Source organism: Nocardia sp. NPDC050406, assembly GCF_044459025.1.
Taxonomy (GTDB): Bacteria; Actinomycetota; Actinomycetes; order Mycobacteriales; family Mycobacteriaceae; genus Nocardia.
On sequence record NZ_JBITIM010000003.1, the window covers coordinates 312,818 to 332,961 of the forward strand.

Genomic DNA, 20,144 nt, shown 5'->3' on the forward strand with positions numbered 1-20,144 from the left:
CGTTTCGGCTAGTTTCGTCACTGGTTGTCGTGCACTCCAGTCGACCCGGTGCCATACTCGCTGGACCGACATGAGGACATGCCACGACCAACGTGTAGGCGCACCGCCGTCCAAGCTTACCGGTCTTCGCAGCTCGAGCCAAATACGGGCGCTGTGACATGTGCCGGACCGGCCGCCGTGACCGGGTCCGATGGCGGTTTTCGGCCGCTCGAGTATCGACTGCCCCCGACACCCCCTCGCGATGATCGCTAAACTACGGCCTGTCCTGCAATCAATCGGACCAGTACTCAGGGGGACAGTGTGAGCCGCAACAACGACGGCCTGCCCATGCTGCCGCCGTGGCTCTCCGAAAGCGAGGTCACCGAGGTCGGCTACGAGGCTCCGGTGGAGAACCTCCCCCACGACGACCTCATTCCCGAGAAGAAGTCCCGCGGCGGCCTCTTCGGCCGCCGCAAGAACCGCAAGGACACCCCCGAACCCGAACCGATCGAGCGCGAACCGGTCCAGATCCCGCCGACGCCCGCGTGGAACGAGCGCGCGCCGTGGAGCCCGAACGACGCGCACGCGCCGGAATCGGAACCGCCGCCGGGGATTCCGCCGCGGCCAGAGCAGGAACAGCGGACGCAAGGGGTTCCGGTGCGTCCGGAGCAGGGGCAGCCGACGCAGAGTTTTCCCCCGCGGCCTGAGCAGGGGGGCATTCCGCAACGCACTGAGCAAGGGCAGCCGACGCAGAGCCTTCCGCCCCGTCCCGAGCAAGGGCAGGGTCTGCCGCCGCGTCCCGAGCAGTCGCCGACGACCGGCGTTCCGTCGCGCGGGAGCCAGGAGCAGCAGCCGCTGAGTGTGCCGCGCCGTACGCCCGGCGCGTCCGGGCACGGCCAGCAGCCGCCGCGCTACGACGCACCTCCGGCACCGAGCCAGGGCCAGCCGCCCCGCTTCGATGCGCCACCGAGCCAGGCACCGCAGCCCCATCCCGACGCGCCGAACCAGGGGCAACGGCCGCCGTTCGATCTTCCGCCCGCGCCGAATCATGGGCGGCCGGGCGACGACGTCTCGCCTGTCTCTCCCGCGCCCAGCCATGGCCAGGCGGGTGGATCGGGTTCCGATGTGTCCCCGGCACCTCAGGCGACGACGCGCTTCGACCTTCCTCCGGCTCCGCCCTCGGCGAGCACCGGCACGTCCACGAATAGCGCTGCGCGGCAACGTGATCTGCCGCCGTCGCCCACGTCGTCTCTGGTCGGCCATGATCTGCCGCAGCGGCCCGACGCCAATGGCACCCAGAACGGTGGGGCGGCCACCGGCCAGCCGCCGAGCCTGCCCGCTCGACCGCCGATCCCGGAGGCTCCCGGCGATATCGCACGGGGCGGCACTTCGACCCCGGAGGTCGCGTCGCCGGAGAACCAGGCCGGTGCGCGTCCGCCCATTCCGAGCGCGCCGCCGTCACCGAACGGTGCACCGGCACAGAACGGAACCGATCTTCCGCCGAGCCCGGCCCGGCGTGATCTGCCACCGAGTCCCGCCGAACTTCGTGCGCGGCAGGACGATCCGGCGACCGATCCCACCCCGAGCCTGCCGTCCCGCCCGCCATTGCCGGACGCACCGGACAATCAGGCACCCGCAGCGCCACAGCAAGGTGGTGTCGGCTTGCCCCCAGCTCCGGCGGTTGGGCGCGACTTGCCGCCCAGCCCCGCCGAAGCGCGGGCGCGGCAAGACGATCCGAGCGCGGCGCAGAGCTCGAGCCTGCCGCCTCGCCCGCCGCTGCCGGGCGCACCCGACAACCAGGCCATCAACGGCGCTACGCCGCAAGGCGGGGTCGGCCTGCCGCCCAGTCCGGCGGTCGAGAGCGATCTGCCGCCGAGCGAGGCCGATGTTCCTGCGCGCCAAGACGATTCGGCAAACGGTGCAGCTTCGAGCCTCCCGTCTCGACCGCCATTTCCGAGCGCACCCGATGGGGCGGCCGAGGGCGCGCCGTCGCGGAGTGGTGGGCAGACGGACTCGTCGGCGACTGATGCGCCGAAGGTGATTCAGCGGCTGCCGTTGGCTCAGTCGCCATTCGATACGCGGCCCACCGATGGCGCGCAGCCGGTCGTTCCGACTCCCGTGCCGACCAGTTCGCCTGTGTCGCAGGGGTTCCCGTCGGCCGCACCGGCCGAGCCGACGACGAAGATGTCGGTGGCCGATGCTGCCGTTCAGCGGCCCGACCGACGGGAAGGTTCGGATTCCGCTGGGCGGCATCGGGCGGTGGACACACCTGCCCCCGCACAGCCGGACTCCGCGCAGCAAGCGGGCACCTGGGGCGCCCCGTCCACGGCACAACCGACGCCCGACGTCGCGAACCAGCCGCCCGCACCCCGGCCCGACCACCAGGGCGCGGCCGCTCACGCACCGCTGTCGCCGAACGGCTTTGCGCCGCAACCGAATCAGCTGCCACCGCACGAGCAAGGCCCATACGGCTACGCACCTCAGCAGGGGCCGCAGGACTACGCGCAGCAGCAGCGCCAGCCCGGTCCGGTACCCCAGCAGGGTCAGCCGGAACAGGCTGCACCGCAAGGATTTCCTGGAACGCTGCCGCCACAAGGCCAGCCCGAGTTCGCTCCACAGCAGGGACAACCGGAGTTCACGCCACAGCAGGGGCATCCGGAGTTCGCGCCCAACCAAGGCCAGCCCGAGTACGCGCCGCAGCAAGGCCAGCCGAATCACGCGCCTCAGCAGGGGCCGCACGGCTACGCGCCGCAGAGGCAACCCGACCCCAACGCGCAGGGGCCGAACTCGTATGGGCAAGCGCCTGGTTACGGCACGCCACCACCCGCACAGCAGTACGGCAACCCCGCTGCGGCGCGGGGCAATCCGGCTCCGTCACTGGACAATTTCCCGATGCGCCGGGCCAAGAAGGCCCCGGGTTCGGGGTGGCGCAAGGCTGTGCACCACATGTCCGGCGGCACCATCAATCCGGGGATGTCCGCCGAGGAGCGGCGGCTCCAGGAATTGGTCGCGCGCATTCGCCAACCCGTGCGCGGCGATTACCGAATCGCGGTGCTGTCGCTGAAGGGCGGCGTCGGCAAGACCACCACCACCATGGGCTTGGGCTCCATCTTCTCGTCGATTCGCGGTGACCGCGTCATCGCCGTCGACGCCAACCCGGACTTCGGCACCCTGTCCCAGCGCGTCCCGCTGCAGACCCGCTCCACGGTCCGAGACCTGTTGCTGGACGAATCGATTCGCAGCTACTCCGATGTCCGCCGCCACACCTCGCAGAGCACCAGCCGCCTGGAAGTCCTTGCCAGCGAACGCGATCCGGCCGCCTCGGAGTCCTTCAGCGAAGACGAGTACCGCAACGTCACCCGAATCCTGCAGCGCTACTACAACATCATCCTCACCGACTGCGGCACCGGCCTCATGCACTCGGCCATGGCGGGCGTCCTGGACCTGGCCCACTCCCTGGTCCTGATCTCCTCCTCGGCCATCGACGGCGCCCGCAGCGCCGCCGCCACCCTGGACTGGCTCTCCCTGCACGGCCACGACCACCTCGTCCGCAACGCGGTGGTCGTCATCAACCTCCCCCGCGAGGGCTCCCCCAACGTCGGCATCCAACAGCTGCGCGAATACTTCCTGTCCCGCTGCCGCGCCGTCCACATCATCCCCTTCGACGAACACCTCGCCGAGGGCGCCGAAATCGACCTGCACCGCCTGCACAAGAACACCAAACGCGCCCTCGTCGAACTCTCCGCCACGGTCGCCGACGACTTCGGCTCCGCCCAACGCCGCTACCGCGGCTGAGAACCACCTCAGCAAATATCTCGCAAGTGGTCCCGCCGCGCGGCCGGTGTTAGATTGACGCCCGACCGCGCGGTCTCGGCCGCCGGTTTCGAGCGAGTGAGAAGTGCACGCCCGCAGGGTGTTCGCGGCGCGAGGGGGGCAGATGCGATTCCGGTTTCACCGGCTCGCCGCGGCGGCGATGGCCGCCGCGATCGCGGGTACGGCGGTCGCGTGCGGTGAAACCGACACCGCGCCACAGCGTTTCGGCGCGGCGGACGATTTCGGCCCCTACTCCACGCAGCGCATCGACACCAGTTACGACACCCGCTCCGACCTGGCGCGTGGACGCATCGCGGAGTCGCTGCGCCTGGGCGAGCACATCGCCTTCGGCAGCGATATCGCACCCGAAGTGGCCGCACAGCGCTACACCGCCGTCCCCGTCGGCGAACGTGGCGCGTGGTTCGGTCTGCAAGCCCACCAGATGACGGCGGCCGAACCCTTCCGCCCGTACGCGGGCTTCGTCAGCGAATCCGCCGGGTCCCCGAATCTGGGTGCGCACCTGGCTCATCCCATGGTGAAGATCACGCTCATCGCCTTCCCCGACGATGCCGCCGCCACCGCCGCGGCCGCCGCCATGTCAGCCTCCGATTTCGCGCTGAACAACGCCAACACCCCGGTGTCGCTGCCCGAGCTGCCGACGGCGCTGTCCCACTGGGTTCCCACCCAGGCCAGCGTCGGCAGCTGGATGGCCTACAAGTCGGTGGTGATCCATGTGGTCGCGCAGAGCATCGAGAAGAAGCTGGACCCACTGACGAGCTTGCTCACCGAGACTTACCAGCAACAGGTACGGGAATTGGCGGATTACACACCAGCGACGGCACCCGTGGAGACCATCCCACTGGACCCCGACAAGCTGCTGCCCAACCTGGTGGCGACCGGAAACCAGGCACCGGACGCGCGAGAGTTCGCCGTCTACGGCCCACGCGCTTTCGCGGTGTTGTCGAGCACCGACCCTGCCACGCAAACCCGCGAATACGAATCGCGGAAGGTCGAAGCCGTCGCGATATCCGACAACAAGTACCTGTACGCACTGCCCGACGCCGAGACCGCGAAGAATTTCACGACCTACCTCACCGAGACCCCCACCGCCTCGAAATATGTTCGGATGGGCGGCATTTCGGGAATCGACGAAATCGCCTGCTTCCAGGCGACCGAGCCGAATCCGACCGAGTCGCAGGCCCGCCGCTACCGGTGTCTCATCCCGCACGCCAACTTCGTGGCCGAGGTCTTCAGCGATCGAGAGACCGACGTCCGGCAGTTGGCCGCGGCCCAGTACTCCCTGCTGAAGGACGGCGAATGAGCACGCTCGCGGCAGCCGATCGGGCCACGGAGGAGATCGAATGAAGGGCTTGGGTTCCAACGATCCGCGCCAGCTGGGCCGCAATCGCATGGTGGCCGTCATCGGCCAAGGCGGTATGGGCCGGGTACTGCTCGGCCAGTCTCAGACCGGAAGGCTGGTGGCGGTCAAGCAGATTCACCGGCACCTGGCCAAGGACCCCGAGTTCCGGGCGCGGTTCCACCGCGAGGTGCTGGCGAGTAGCAAGGTCACCGGCGCGTACACAGCCGCCGTGGTGGACAGCGACACCGAATCCGACAATCCGTGGCTGGCAACCGAATACATCCCTGGCCCGTCGCTGAAGTCGGTCATCGACGAGACCGGCCCGATGTCGCTGGGCGGCCTGAAGCTGCTGCTGGCGGGCTTGGCCTCGGCGCTGATAGAGATTCACCGCGCCGGGCTCGTTCACCGAGATCTCAAGCCCGCCAATGTCCTACTGGCCGCGGACGGACCGAGGGTCATCGACTTCGGCATCGCCCGCGCACTGGAGGACGAGCAGCTGACCGCGACCGGCTCGGTCATCGGCTCACCCGCGTTCATGTCGCCGGAGCAGGCCCAGGGCCAGCCCCTGACGCCCGCCGCCGATGTCTTCTCCGTCGGCGCGATCGTAACCCTGGCCGCCACCGGCGAAAGCCCCTTCTCCGGCACCGCGACCCCGCAGGTCCTCTACAACGTCATGTACAGCGCGCCGGACACCGCCCGAGTCCCCGCCCCGGTCCGGGCCATTGTCGAGCGCTGCCTGGCCAAGGACCCACTACAGCGCCCGACACCCCAGGAGTTGCTCGACGCCGCCGCCACCATCGAGGCGGAACCGGCCTGGCCGGGCGCGGTCCGCGAGGCCGTCGAGGAGCACCGCAACGATTCGAACTGGTGGGCTGCGACCACCGCCAAACACGCTCGGTACGAAGCCCAGATGCTGGCGCTGAAGCAGCGGCGCACACGGTCGCTGCGGGCGGCGGCCGTAGCGATTGGCGTGCTGATCCTTCTGGACGGCACCGCTTTCGGAGCGCGCGAATGGGCGCAGCAGCCGGGACACGCGACACCGGCGAGCGACTTGTCGGTGCAGTTGACCGCGCAGCAGTGGCGCACCCTGGACGTCTGCGCGCTGCTGGAGGATTCGCTGAGTCGGCAGTTCGGCTCGAGGTTCGGCGAAATCTCGGACGCCATTGCTGGAACGTGCGGCTCGAGTTTCACCGACCCGAGTGGGACTCAGCGGACATTCGAACTCGTCATCGGCTCGACCGACACGCAATCCGAACCGCTGCTGAGACCCACCGGATCCGTGGCCGCATGGATGCCGATGTACGGCGTGCTGAAGGAGGCGGCGTCCTGCGACCGCTGGGTTATCACGCAGAACCACCCAAGCGTCTCGATCAAGCTGCGGACGAGGATTTCGGGTAAGGGCGACGCGTGCCCAGCGTCCGAGCAGGGGTTGCGGGCCGTAACCAACCGACTAGCCGTCAATCCGCCCCGAATGACACTGCCGGAGAAGTCGATTCGACCGCTCGATCCATGCACGCTACTGGATCGAAAGCTGGTCTCCGAGCTCGCCGGTCCCGCCGTCACGCGGTCCGACGACCCGACGAGTTGTTACTGGTCGGGCGATAGCAACTACTTCAGCCTCACGCTCACCGAGGGCACGCGTCCGGATCAATCCAGCAGCGCCTACAAATTGGAGCCGGTACAAGTCGACGGAGCGACCGTCTACGTCGACGACATGTTCGCGAAGTTCCAGAGCTCACGCTGCGACTTGACATATATGGCCAATCCCACTCGCAAAGACATGGCGGAGGTCGTGCGCATCAGTTTCGGCAGTTGGACGAACGCTTCCAATCCCTGTGATCGAGCCAAGCAGGTGTTTTCCGCCGTTCTACCCCAGTTGCCGAAATGAGCAGGCGTCCGCTCATATCCGACGATCCGCAGCAGATCGGCCGGTATCGGATTCTCGGAGAGCTCGGTTCCGGCGGCATGGGTCGAGTGCTGCTGGGAACCGGCCCCGATGGTCGATTGGTTGCGGTGAAGCAAGTGCACCCGCACTTGCTCGGCGAGACCGAGTACCGCGCCCGTTTCCGGCGAGAGGTAGCCGCATCCACCCGAGTGTCCGGGGTCTTCACCGCGCCGGTGATCGACTTCGACGTGGATTCGGCGACGCCCTGGCTGGCCTCGGCCTTCGTCGTGGGGATGCCACTGGACAAGGCGGTCTCCGATTACGGTCCACTGCCACCGACCGCAGTACGCAGATTGGCCGCGGGGCTGGCATCCGCATTGCAGGCCATCCATCAGGCGGGATTGATCCACCGGGATCTCAAGCCCGCCAATGTGATGCTCGCCGTCGACGGTCCGCGCGTGATCGACTTCGGCATCGCTTCCATGGCCGAGAATCCGGGTGGGCTCACAGAAACCGGCTCGACCCTGGGCTCGCCCGCGTACATGTCGCCGGAGCAGACTCTGTCCGAGCGGCTTACGCCCGCGAGCGACATCTTCTCGCTGGGTTCGGTGCTGATGATGGCCGCGACCGGAACGAATCCGTTCGCCGCCGCCTCGATGGCCTACACCCTGTTCAATATCGCTCATACGCAACCGAATCTGGCCTCACTGCCGCCGGAGTTGCGGGAACTGATCGAGCCGTGCCTGCACAAGGACCCTGCCGCCCGACCCACCCCGGCCCAAATTCTGGACTATCTCGGCCAACCGGCGCTGCACGAGTTGCCCTGGCCAGAACCGGTCCATCGCGAAATCGACAGGCAGCACGCCGAATTGGTCGCGCTCACCGCCGACCCCATGGCAACCTCGATATTGCCGGGTGCTCGTCGGACCGGTCGTGCGGGCACCCGCGTCGCCGTCGGTGCGCCGTCGGTCCGGCGTGAACGACGCCGCCGAACCGTCGCCCTCATGGCACTCGCGCCAATTCTGGCTGCCGTGACGGCCGTGACGGCCGCCGTCGTGTGGGTGCGCGGTGACGGCTCCACACCGACGGCCTCTCAGGAATTGACGCTGGCTCAGCTGCGCGACGTGGATGCGTGCGCCTGGCTGAAACAGGCTTGGGGCGAGTCGATCCCAGCGGACATCGCGCAGGACTTCCCGGCCGAAGCGTCTGCATGGAGACTGACTCCCGCCGGTAGTTGGGGTTGCAACGTTGCGCTGCCGCAATCGCGGCTCTACGTCTACTTCATGCCTGGCTCGGATATGTACCCGACCAGCAAGACCGGCAAGACGCTACCGGCAGGCTCGGCCTACGGTGCCGGACAGCCGATCCTGAGCCGCCTGGATTCCATCGACTGCGATCGCGGGGTCAAATTCGCCGACCACGATCCGTGGGGACTAGTCCTGTCGGCCGATGCCCGATTCTGCGAACCCCTTGATTATCTGCTGGAACGCCTGACCGCGACGGAGGACATCCCCCGGCTCTCCGACTCGGCGGCCTCACTGGCATCGGTCGACCCGTGCCTGCTCGTCGATGCGACCACTCTGCGACCACATATCGGCACCGTGCCGGATTCTCCCGCGAAATTCTCCGCCCACTCGTGTGAGTGGAACGGGTCCGAGCGGGTTGAGATCAGCACCAGCCGTAGCGACGACGGAGTCGATTCCACGAGCCCGACCATCGACCTAGGCAACGGTCGGCAGCTGATCGCGCCGACGTCGACTGTCGACGCGATCTGCCGCCGCCAGTACGTATTCCGGCAGACCGGCTCAGAGCACGAGATGCTGGAGGTCGAGGTGCAAGGCGGCAGTGGAATATACGAAACCCTGTGCGCCAAGGCCGAAGCCATTGCACGCACAGCCGTCAACCGGCTGCCTCCCGCGAAGTGACGCGCCACGGCAAGGCCCGACCCCGAACTGGCGACGGTCCTACCAGGCCGGTAGCCGCCGTCGTCCCGCCAGCACGTCGCGCACGAGATCGTCGTAGGCGTCCGACAACTCGGCCAGGTGGTGCCAGGCGGAGTGCAGGACCTCGTCATTCGCGTCAAGGGTCATCAACGCGTGGTGGGCTCGGACCGATGCTTCGGCCAGCCTGTCGATCACAGAACCGACCGTTTCGGTGTGTAGAGTCGCCCCCAGCCGATGTTGGGGCAGATTGCGCACGATCCAATCGTCGATCGCCATCACCAATTCGATTCGGCGTCGCTTGTTCTCGACGATGGAGGTCGGGTCCGTCTCCGGCCCGGTGCCACCGCGCCCCACCAGGCGCTTCTCGTGCAGCACCGCCAGGTCGTGGCCGAACCACAGTAGTGGCCCGCCGATGACGCGATGCCCTCGGCACGCGCGCAGGAGTAGGTCGGACGGCGGCAATAGGCCCGCCGTCAGGGGCTGCGACTCGGCGTCCGTACAACCCGGGACGTCGGGAAGGGCCACTACGACCGTATTGGATGTCTCCGAAACTGCCACGTTGCCTCGCGTTCATCGCTGACCAACACGCATTCAGGACGTTCATTACAATAAACCTCAGAATGCGGCTGTCAAGCCTCACACGGCGGTTCGTGGGGCGAGTAGACTTCGATGCCTTGAAGCAACAACCGAGGAGCGCGATGGCGGACGGTCCGAGGTATCAACGGATCGCAGACCTCCTCCGCGAGGAGATCCGAGGCGGCAAATGGAAACCGGGAGATCGACTACCCAGCCATAACGAGCTGGCCGCGGAGATGCGGGTCTCGATCACCACGGCACGCAATGCCATTCAGGTTCTGGTTGCCGAGAATCTGGTCTACACAGCCACTTCCCGAGGCACCATCGTGCGCAGTCAGGAAGTGCTGGAATCGGTTGTCACCCATCACATTCGCCGAGACCGGCCGCGGGCGGCGCACGATATCTTCGTCGAGATCGCGCGCGCAGCCGGGCGGGAGCCGTCCAAGCAGTTCACCGCGCGCATGGAACCGGCGAGCGCGGAGGTGGCGCACTGGCTCGGCATACCGAAGGACTCGTGGGTGGTGGCGCGCACCGTGGTGCAGTACCTGGACAACGAACCATGGTCGTGGGAGGTGAGCTTCTACCCCAGGGATCTGGCGGAGGCCACCGGAATCGACTCGCCGCACGACATTCCGGAGGGCACCACGCGAAGACTCGCCGATCGGGGCCATCCGGAGACGGCGCACCGCGATACCGTCGCCGCCCGGCCCGCCACCGCGGAGGAGGCCGCGGTACTCGGGGTTGGACCCGGGACCATCCTGCTCGATCACCTCCGCATCGGCGCGAACCACGATCGCATCACCCGTGTGACCAGGCACCGTTCCATTGCGGCCCGCAATCGCGTGGCCTACGAACTCGGCGACAATTCGGGCACCGATATGATTCGGCGCATTCTCGGCAGCCCGCCCCCGCCCGCCAATTCCCACTCCTTCGGAAATTCCCTGCTACCCGGATCACCATGACCCTACGCATCCGCCAAGCGCGTCTCGATGACCTGGGAACCATCTGCCGGTTCCGACTTCAGCGCACGACGTGGCTGGCGGCCCGCGGCAGTGATCAATGGACCCGTCAGGGTCGCGGCCTTCCCATCGAGATATTCGCCCGCTCGGTAGCGCAAGCGATCGGCAACGGTGAAACCTGGATGGCGGAGGTCGACGGCGAACCCGCGGGCACCATCACGGTGAACGACCGCGCCGACGAAGGCCTCTGGAGCCCAGGGGAATTGGCCGACGCGGTCATCGTGCACTTCGCGATCGTGGATCTGCGATTCGCCGGTCAACGGGTCGGGCAGGCGCTGCTGGCGCACGCGGGATCCGTTGCGCGGGAGAAGCATCGGGGATGGGTGCGGTTGGACGCGTGGACGACCAACAAGGACTTGCACGCGTACTATGGCCGCGCCGGGTTCCGGCTGGTGCGCATCGCCGGGCCGGAGGCGACCGGCCCGTCCCGGGCGCTGTTCGAAAGGCCTACGGCCAGTTGGGTTCCCAAGCGCTCCACCGCGCTTGCGGACCTGCTGGAGTCGGCCCGGCGTCTCGGTTGACGCCGGGCCGCGGCGCGGTCACTCCCCCGGCAGGTCGATGATCTGCACCATTCTGGTGCCGGTGCGCGACCACAGCATGCCGCGTCCGGGCGGCAGGTGCGTCGGCCGCACATCACCGATGATCTTGCCCTCGTCGCGCGGACCGCTCATGACCAGGGTGGGCACCGACAGATTCTTCAAACTGCCGAGCAGGCCGTTGTAGAGCGCGCGGGAGACGCCGCCGACATTGCGGGTGACGACGACGTGCAGGCCGATATCGCGGGCCTGCGGCAGCAATTCGACCAGCGGGCCGAACGGGTCGTTGAATCCGCCCGCGCCGACCATGTCGTAATCGTCGATGACGACATAGATTTCGGGGCCCTCCCACCAACTGCGCTCACGCAGCTGCTGCGGCGTGATGTCCGAGCCCGGAATGCGCTTGGTGAGATAGTTCGCGACCTCCTTGATCATGGGACCGCAGGTCTGCGAGGAGGTCGAATAGCCCGCCAGCTGATCGCCTTCCAGCACGCCGAGCAGCGAGCGCCGGTAGTCGATGAGGATGACCCGGGCGGTATCGGCGGTGGAGTTCTCGGCCACGCCGCGAATGATGTTGCGCAGCAACGTGGTCTTGCCGGACTCCACGTCGGAGAAGGCCATGATGTGCGGATCGGAGCCGAAATCCAGGACCAGCGGCTGCAATTCGGCTTCGTCGATACCCACGACCACCTTGGTGGGGCTCTGCTCGATGCCCTGGCTGCGGGCCAGTTCCAGCACCTGGTCGCGGGGCAGGCTGTCGGGCAGCATGCGCACCTGCGGCGCGCGCATCTCGCCGTACATGGCCGCGATCTGGTCGCGGGCGGCGGCGACACCCGCGGGGGTGGTCTCCGGATCGGTATCGGAGTCCAGGCGCGGCAGCGCGATGAGCATGTGCAGCGGGTCGGGCGTCAGACCACGGCCCGGACGGTTCTGCGGCACGTTCACCGCGATCCGGCGACCCAGCTCCGAATCCGACGGGTCACCGAGTCGCAGCTCGATGCGGGTGTGGATCTGATCCTTGATATTGGACCGGATCTCGCGCCACGCGTTGGCGCCCAGGATGAGGTGGATGCCGTACGAAAGCCCTTGCATGGCAATGGCGGTGATCGGTCCGAGCAGCGCGTCGAACTCGTCGCGGATGTAGATCCAGTTGTCGATGACGAGGAAGACGTCGCCGAACGGATCGGCGAGGATCGGGTCGTCGGTGCTGCCCTGTGCCCGCGCGGCCTCCTTGCGGCGGCGGTAGTCGGCCATGGATTCGATACCGAGCTGCGCGAACAGCTCCTCGCGCTGGCGCAGCAGCGTGGACAGCTCGGCGACGGTGCGCCGGACGCGGTCCACATCGATACCGCGGGCGACCGAACCGACATGCGGCAGGCCATTGAGACCGGCCATACTGCCGCCACCGAAGTCGAGGCAGTAGAACTGCACCTGCTCGGGCGTGTGGGTGGCCGCGGCCGCCATGATGATGGTGCGCAGCGTGGTCGACTTACCGGACTGCGGGCCGCCGACGACCGCCACATTGCCCTGTGCGCCAGCGAGATTGATGGTGAGCACGTCGCGGCGCTGCTCGTAGGGCTTGTCGATGATGCCGATGGGCATCCACAGCTGGCCGTGCCGGTTGACCGGCGAATGCCAGGCCGGATCGGGCAGCAGCATATCGACGGTGGGCGATTCCTCGAGCGGCGGCAGCCACACCTCGTGGGCGGGGCGGCCGTGGCCGGTGAGGCGCTTGACGACCACCTGCAGCAGGCTGTCCGGGATGCCCTCCTCCCCGGAGGGCGGCGGCGGGGGCAGCAGATCCAGCGGATCCAGCGGCTGTTCGGGCTCGGGCGCCTCGAGCACCTCGACCGGCGCGGCCGTGAACAGTCGCGGCGGCGCTTCGATCACCGCGCGGCCGTCGGCCTGACGGGTGGCGCGCGGGGCGACGTAGGGGCCCGACACGTAGGTCGCGTTGAACCGCAGCGGGTCGGAGGCGTCGCTCTTCAAGTAACCGGAGCCCGGGATGCCGGGCAGGTGGTACGCGTCGGTGATACCGAGCACGGCACGAGACTCGTTGGCCGAGAAGGTGCGCAGGCCGATGCGGTAGGACAGGTGCGAGTCCAACCCGCGCAGCTTGTTCTCTTCCAGCCGCTGCGATGCGAGCAGCAGATGCACGGCCAGCGATCGACCCAATCGGCCGATCATGACGAACAGGTCGGCGAAATCCGGCTTCTGCGAGAGCAGTTCGGAGAACTCGTCGACCACGATGAACAGGGCGGGCAGCGGGTCGAGCGCCGCACCCGCGCTGCGGGCCTTCTCGTAGTCGTTCACATTGGCGAAATTGCCCGCCGTGCGCAGGAGTTCCTGACGGCGGTTCATCTCACCGGACAGGGCGTCCTTCATACGGTCGACCAGATCGAGTTCGTCCTCGAGGTTGGTGATGACCGCCGCGACGTGCGGCAGCGGGTCCAGGCCGAGGAAGGTCGCGCCACCCTTGAAGTCGACCAGCACCAGGTTCAACTGATCCGGCGAGTGCGTGGTCACCAGCGAAAGCACAAGGGTGCGAAGGAATTCCGACTTACCGGAGCCGGTGGCACCGATGCACAGGCCGTGCGGGCCCATACCGTTCTCGGCCGATTCCTTGATATCGATCTCGACGGGCGAACCGTCGGGCGTGGTGCCGATGGGCACGCGCAGCCGTTCCCGTCCGGAACGCGGCCGCCACACCTTGGCCGGATCGATCTGCGCGGCATCGGGAATCTTGAGCAGCGGCATGAGACCCGGGTCGGCCACGGTGGTGGAATTGTCACCGAGGCTGACGATCTGGGCCGCGGTGGCCAGCCGGTAGCGCGCCAGGCTGCGCGAGAACGCCTCCGCCTCGGCCAGGGTCACCCGGTCGGCGGTGGCGAACTTCTCCGCACCCGCGGCGCTCTTGGCGAAGACGTCGCCGTCGGAGGCGACCAGTTGCAGACCACGCCGCGCCGCGAGTCCGCCCTCGGGGGCGGTGAGGTCGAGCACGGTCACCGAGTCCAGGCCGGATTCGCTGATGAGGCGTTCGGTGCCGTTGACGTAGCCGTCGTCGATCACGACGACCAGATGCAGACGCCCTTGTGTCGGTTGCGGATTGCGCATGAAGCGACCGCGCTCGAGCAGGTCGTCGGCGAGGGCGGTCTCGAGCTCACCGAGGGAGCCGTACATCATGCGGGCCGGACCCATACCGTCCTGCTGGGTCCGATGTTGCAGGTGCGGAAGCCATTTCGCCCACGCCCACGCCTCGGAGTCGGGATCGGCGCAGACGACCGCGACCGCCACATTGTCCGGGCCGTGGAACGCGGTGAGCTCCATCAGCATGCTGCGCACCAACATGCGCGTATCCTCTTCCGGCCCTTCGATATTGATGGCCGGGAAGGCGCGCAGCGAGACCGCGGTGGGCAGATTGTGCACGACCGAGTGGGTGCGCACGAAGCGGCGCAGCGCCACCGTGGACACCGGCTCCAGATCCTCGAGCGGACCGGTTTCGGGGCGGGCGAGCTTCGCGGCCAGCCGGTGCGTGCCGATGCCGACGCGGACATGTCCGAAATCCGGGTCGTTGGGCCGACGTTCCCACATTCGCCGGGTACCGACGATCGAGGGCAGATGATCCGGCGCGGGATGGCTCCACACCAGGGTTTCCAGCTGTTTGCCAGCGGTACGCCGGACCTCGCGGCGGGTCTGGTCCAGGTACCGGAAGTAGTCCTTGCGCTCCTCGTTGAGCTCGGCGGCGTTCTTGTTGCCGCCGCGCTGCCCCATCATCATGCCCGCCATCGACATGATCATCATGAGCGGGAACATCATCATCATGGGGTTGGTCAGGATCGACCGCCCCATCATGGCGAACATGGCGAGCATGCCGACCACGGCGACAACCATCACCACCGGCATGAGCTTGGACATCAGCGGGGCGGGGACCGCCCTCGGGATCTCCGGCGGCGGGGTGAGCGCCATCTCACCGCCGGGCGCGCGAGGCGGGGCGATGCGCGGGCGACGCACGAAACCTTCGGTAACCATGGGTATATCTCCGGTCGTTACGAGTCGAGGTCGGGCAGCTCGTCATCGCGGCGGGCACGGCGGAACGGAATCGAGATGGCGAGTCCGATGGCCAGCGCGGCGAGACACACGATGGATCCGACGGTGGCGACGAGACGGGGCAGTCGGTCCGGCCCCTGCGGGGTGCCGGGTTCGGGGAAGGCGCGCGGCTGGTCGGCGCCCGCGCTCACCGGCTGCTCGGGGAGTTCGGCGGTCAGCGCGGCGACGGGGTCGATGAGCCCGGCCCCGATACGGTCGTCACGCCCGGCGCCGGGCGAGTGCGCGGTGCGGGTGATGCGGTCCATGACCTGCTGCGCGGTCAGCTCGGGATAGCGAGCGCGCACCAGCGCGGCGAGCCCGGCCACATACGGGGCGGCGAAGCTGGTGCCCTCGATGTCCTGCCAACCGTTCTGCCCCTGCACCGAGTCCACCAGACCGGTGCCGCCGGGAGCGCTGTCGAGCGAGACGATCTCGCGGCCGATGGCGGCGACGCCGACCCAGGGGCCGTACAGCGTGAGGCCGGACGGATCGCCGTTGGGATCCACCGAACCCACCGACAGCACATAGGGGCTGAACCAGGCGGGAGTGGCGACCGTGGTCACCTCGTCCCATCCGGTGCCCTCGTTCTGCTTGTCGCAGCCGCCGCCGACATTCCCGGCGGCGGCGACCACGACCACATTGCGCTCGTAGGCGTAGCGCACCGCGGCCCCGAGCGGACCGTCGGCGGTATCGGAACCGGCCAGGACACAGGCGACTTCGGAGATATTGATGACGGTCGCGCCCATATCCACCGCCCGCACCACGGCACCGGCGAGGGTGAGCATATTGCCGTAGCCGGAATCGTCGATCGCGCCAGGCTGTGCGCCGCTGTTGCTGTCCTTGACCTTGTAGGCGAGGCTGAGCTGGCGAATGGTGAGGATCTCCGCGTCCGGGGCCACACCCACGAACGCGTCGTCCGGACTCGGTTGTGCGGCAATGATTCCCGCCACCAGGGTGCCGTGGCCGTCGCAGTCGACGGTGCCGTCGCTGTCGGAGACGTAGTCACCGCCGCTCTGCAACGCGGGCAGCCGGGGATGCCGGTTGACGCCGGTGTCGATGACGGCCACCTTCTGGCCCGCGCCCCGGCTGAACTGCCAGGCGGCCGGAAGGTCGAGCACCTTCTGCGCGAAGGGCGCGTCGCGCACATCGCCCTTCAACGCCGGTGTGGCACAGACGGCGTGCTGTTCGGTCGCCTGCAGCGGCGCGGGGCGTCCACTGATGGCCTGTGCCTCGCCGAGGGCGCCGAGATCGGCCGTCGGCGGGTTCACCGCCCGCACCGGCCGCGCCGACGCGGGGCCGATCGGTCCCAGTAGCGCGGCGCCGAGAACCGATGCGGCACACAGTATTCGAGCCCAGTTTCCGGTCAGCCCACTCATAGGTTCCGAGCCATCGAGTAGACGTCCATGATCCACAGCACCAACGGCAGTATCGATACGATCAGGGCGTACTCGAAGAGCTCGTTGCGCCGCCGGGTCACCGGGGTCACCTCGATGTGCGGACCGATCACCCCGAAGCCGATGGCTCCCACCGCGAAGGCGAGCAGCAGCGCGGCCGACAGCAGAATGTCCGCTTCCTGGAAAGCCAGCAGCACCAACAGCGTGATGCAGGTGAGACTGCCGCCGACGATCAGGATGGTGGCCTGCGCGAGGTCGGCGAAGGAGCGACCGCGCAGGCACAGAATGATGGAGACGATGGCCGCCAGCGCGATGCCCTGCCAGCGGGGCGATCCGAGCAGATCGGCCGCACCGATCGCACCGAGGCCAGCGCCGACGGTCGCACCGAAGACCATGCCGGTCTGGAAGAGGTTGGCGGCACGCGCGCGCTGCGCGAGTCCCTGGGCCGAGGGCAACACCGTCGCGCCGATCGCGCCGATACCTTCGATATTCGGTCGCGGTTCGTGATCGGTCGGGTCGATGGCGGCACCGGCGGTCGGCACCGGCGGCACCGGGAGACGGGCCAGCAGGGCGGCCAGGCGCGGCACCGCGGTGAGCAGAACCATCGAGGCGATCATCACCCCGGCGGCGAGTTTGTCCAGATCGGTGCCCCAGATCATGCGCACGGCCGAGGCGGCTCCGGCGAAGACGAGCAGGGTGACGACCGCGGAGACGATGGCCGCGCCCACCCCGATCAGTCGATAACCGACAATGGCGACCAGCAGGGCGGCCGAACCGCCGAGCAGCGCGTGCGGACTGCCGATCTCACCGGGGACGGCAAGACCCGCACCGCCGAAGGTGAGCAACAGCATGCACACCGTGAGCACGGTCGCGGTCAGCTCGTCGGCGTACCGGCGGATCGCGATCATGGCCGCGACCAGTGCCGCCACCGCGCCCAGCAACAGCATGGCGGGCGCGACGAAGGTATCGCCGTGGCCGCGCGCGATGCCGCCCAGCAGCACCGCGAACAGGGTGGCGACCACGCCCATGACCAGGCCGACCCACCGCGCCGAGGTCGCGGACCAGCCGCGGAAATCCTCTGCCGTGAGCCGCGATACGGCATCGATGACATCATCGAACAACGCCGGTGATTCCTTGGCGGAGACCGAGCGCAGCACCAGCAATTCGCCGTCGTAGACCTCGGCGTCATTGAGCGTCTGCCCGGCCGGAATCATGTCCCGGCCGAGTCTGGCCAATGTCCAGTGCTCGACCTGAAGTGTTTGTCCCCCATCCTCATCCCCGAGCGGGTCGGGATTGCGTGATTCGATCAATTTCACCAGATCACCGATGAATGCGGCGATCGGCACGTTGGCCGGTAGACCGACGTCGAGCTGGGTGTTCCCCCCGATGACGGACACGCGGCACAATTCAGGCTCAGCGGCGCGGGCGCCGCTGGTCGATTGTGCGGTCACTTCGTGAACTGCTCCTAAGCTGGTCCCACAGTTGCCCATTCAGGGCGGTTAACCATAATGTATCCGACAGTCCGCAACAGTGCGACGGCACTGCGTTGGTGGGGATTGTGAACGAAAGTTAAACCAGGTTCAACGAATTCGGGGTTCGACCAACATGATCGACACTCGCCAGGCACAACGCGCGTTCGACGCCGGTGTGCTGTCGCTGGGATTGAGCATCGACGGACAGGAGTCGACCCGCGATCTGGAGTACGCGAAACTCGCCTTCCAGCGCGCCACCGAGTGGGATCCCACCATGTGCGACGCGTGGCTGGGCCGCGCCGTGGCGGGCGAGGTCACCCAGGAAGTCCTGTACAACCTGCACAAGACCAGCACCACCACGCTGTTCCGCGAACAGCGCCGCCTCGGCATCGCGCCCCGCGCCTTCGCCGGACGGTTCCTGCCCGGGCTCTACATCGACTATCCGCTGGCCAGTTTCACCGAGATCTGGCTGGCCTACGCGTCGCATCTGATCGCCGACAAGCAGTACGACGAGGCCGAACGAGTCCTCGACGAACTCGATGTGCACCGCAAGAGCCGCAGCTCCGATCCGGACCGCGCGATCGACAACCGGATCTGCTCGTACGTGCGCGCGATCATGCACTACAACACGCAGCGCTGGCCCGATGTCATGACGATTCTGGCCGGTTCGGCCGAATGGGAGGACCCGTACCTCGCGGCGGGCGCTCATGTCATGGTCGGCACCGCCTGCGCGCAGTTGGGTCTGTTCGGCGAGGCCATCAAGCGCATGGAGCAGGCGGAGGAGGGGCCGATTCCGGCCGCCCGCACCGCCGCCATGTTCTGCCGGGGCCTGTGCCTGCGCGAAACGGGCAAGAGCGATGAGGCGCAGGCGCTCTTCGAGAAGGTGTACTCGCAGGCCCCGGATTTCGCGGCCAATACCGCCGCGATGAAGGACCGCACCTACCGCATCACGGTCACCAACAAGGAGGTGATCGAGGCCCGCACCGACAAGTGGGATCCCGCGACCGCCCCCTCGCTGGAGGAGAAGGAACAGGCCGAATTCGAGGACCGCGCCAAGCAGATCCTCGCCGAGGCGCGCGCCGAACTCGACAAGCAGATCGGCCTGACCGCGGTGAAGACGCAGGTGGCCAAGTTGCAGTCCAGTGCGCAGCTGGCCAAGATCCGTGCCGAGAAGGGGCTGTCGAGTTCGGCTCGCGGTCAGCACCTGGCCTTCACCGGTCCGCCGGGTACCGGTAAGACCACCATCGCGCGCGTCGTCGCCAAGATCTATTGCGGCCTGGGCATTCTCAAGACCGACAAGGTGGTCGAGGCCAAGCGCTCCGACTTCGTCGGCCAGCACCTCGGGTCGACGGCCATCAAGTCCGATGCGCTCATCGACACCGCCATGGACGGCGTGCTCTTCATCGACGAGGCGTACACGCTGATTCAGACCGGCCTGTCCGGCGGTGACGCGTTCGGTCGCGAGGCGGTGGACACGCTGCTGGCCCGAATGGAGAACGATCGCGACCGGTTGGTGGTCATCATCGCCGGATACGACGGTGAGATCGACCGGTTCCTGGCCGCCAACGACGGTCTGGCCTCGCGCTTCGCCAAACGCCTGCAATTCCCGTCCTACACCGCTCCCGAACTCGGCGAGATCGGCAATGTCATTGCGGGCAAGCGGGATTCGCAGCTGTCGGAGGAGGCGCTCGCGCTGCTCGTGCGGACCTGCGAGCGGCTCTACGAGATGGAGAGCACCGATCAGAGCGGCCAGCCGCGCCGTGGCGTGGACCTGGCCGGTAACGGTCGCTTCATCCGCAACCTCATCGAGGCCGCCGAGGAGGAGCGCGAATTCCGGCTCGCCAACGACGATTCCATCGATCTGGGCGCGGTCGACGAGTCGGTGCTGATGCGCATCGAGGCTCCCGATATGCAGGCGGCGTTGACGACCGTCCTCACATCGTTGGGCCTGGCGTCGGCCGCCAGCTGAGCGATACGGCCACGGTGGGTAAATCGGTACGCGGAGCCGAGGACAGGATTCGGCGGCGCACAATGTATTTCGGGGGACCGCAGTGAACGGCTCTATTCACGATCCGACGTAT

Annotated in this window: 11 protein-coding genes; 7 read left to right on the plus strand and 4 right to left on the minus strand. The window is 67.7% G+C overall.

The annotated features are described in order from the left end of the window. Window positions 1-300 precede the first annotated feature (300 nt). The 4 genes from ACIBH2_RS25030 to ACIBH2_RS25045 all read left to right on the plus strand — a co-directional run bounded on the left by ACIBH2_RS25030 (window position 301) and on the right by ACIBH2_RS25045 (window position 8,962). On the plus strand, window positions 301-3,774 hold the full coding sequence (locus ACIBH2_RS25030; protein ID WP_397121603.1) for an AAA family ATPase: 3,474 nt from the start codon (window positions 301-303) through the stop codon (window positions 3,772-3,774). A gap of 142 nt (window positions 3,775-3,916) precedes the next feature. Further along, window positions 3,917-5,113: a hypothetical protein gene (locus ACIBH2_RS25035; protein ID WP_397121605.1), complete on the plus strand. Its 1,197-nt coding sequence runs from the start codon at window positions 3,917-3,919 to the stop codon at window positions 5,111-5,113. Between the two features lie 40 nt (window positions 5,114-5,153). After that, complete coding sequence (locus ACIBH2_RS25040) at window positions 5,154-7,040, plus strand: serine/threonine-protein kinase (RefSeq protein WP_397121607.1); 1,887 nt, start codon at window positions 5,154-5,156, stop codon at window positions 7,038-7,040. Then, window positions 7,037-8,962 carry a serine/threonine-protein kinase gene (locus ACIBH2_RS25045; protein WP_397121609.1) on the plus strand — a complete coding sequence of 642 codons (1,926 nt, stop codon included), beginning with the start codon at window positions 7,037-7,039 and terminating at the stop codon, window positions 8,960-8,962. Before ACIBH2_RS25040 ends, ACIBH2_RS25045 begins: the two co-directional genes overlap by 4 nt. A 39-nt stretch (window positions 8,963-9,001) precedes the next feature. Here ACIBH2_RS25045 and ACIBH2_RS25050 read toward each other — a convergent pair whose 3' ends face one another. Next, window positions 9,002-9,505 carry a DUF4254 domain-containing protein gene (locus tag ACIBH2_RS25050; protein WP_397121611.1) on the minus strand — a complete coding sequence of 168 codons (504 nt, stop codon included), beginning with the start codon at window positions 9,503-9,505 and terminating at the stop codon, window positions 9,002-9,004. Window positions 9,506-9,678: 173 nt separating this feature from the next. Here ACIBH2_RS25050 and ACIBH2_RS25055 point away from each other — a divergent pair, with 173 nt between their 5' ends. Continuing rightward, window positions 9,679-10,518 carry a GntR family transcriptional regulator gene (locus ACIBH2_RS25055; protein ID WP_397121613.1) on the plus strand — a complete coding sequence of 280 codons (840 nt, stop codon included), beginning with the start codon at window positions 9,679-9,681 and terminating at the stop codon, window positions 10,516-10,518. Next, window positions 10,515-11,096, plus strand: coding sequence for a GNAT family N-acetyltransferase (locus ACIBH2_RS25060; protein ID WP_397121615.1), 582 nt, complete (start codon window positions 10,515-10,517; stop codon window positions 11,094-11,096). The genes ACIBH2_RS25055 and ACIBH2_RS25060 overlap by 4 nt, the downstream gene beginning before the upstream one ends. Before the next feature lie 18 nt (window positions 11,097-11,114). Here the strand turns inward: ACIBH2_RS25060 and eccCa are convergent, their stop codons facing one another. The 3 genes from eccCa to eccD are packed head-to-tail and all read right to left on the minus strand — an operon-like array spanning window position 11,115 to window position 17,988. Next, window positions 11,115-15,140 (minus strand): type VII secretion protein EccCa, encoded by a 4,026-nt coding sequence (gene eccCa / locus ACIBH2_RS25065; protein WP_397121617.1) that lies wholly within the window; start codon window positions 15,138-15,140, stop codon window positions 11,115-11,117. A gap of 17 nt (window positions 15,141-15,157) precedes the next feature. Beyond that, a complete protein-coding gene (gene mycP / locus ACIBH2_RS25070; RefSeq protein WP_397121619.1) occupies window positions 15,158-16,573 on the minus strand; it encodes a type VII secretion-associated serine protease mycosin in 1,416 nt (471 codons plus the stop codon). Further along, window positions 16,570-17,988 carry a type VII secretion integral membrane protein EccD gene (gene eccD / locus ACIBH2_RS25075; RefSeq protein WP_397121621.1) on the minus strand — a complete coding sequence of 473 codons (1,419 nt, stop codon included), beginning with the start codon at window positions 17,986-17,988 and terminating at the stop codon, window positions 16,570-16,572. The genes mycP and eccD overlap by 4 nt, the downstream gene beginning before the upstream one ends. Window positions 17,989-18,196: 208 nt before the next feature. Here eccD and eccA point away from each other — a divergent pair, with 208 nt between their 5' ends. Continuing rightward, window positions 18,197-20,032, plus strand: a complete 1,836-nt coding sequence (gene eccA / locus ACIBH2_RS25080) for a type VII secretion AAA-ATPase EccA (RefSeq protein ID WP_397121623.1) — start codon at window positions 18,197-18,199, stop codon at window positions 20,030-20,032. Window positions 20,033-20,144 lie beyond the last annotated feature (112 nt).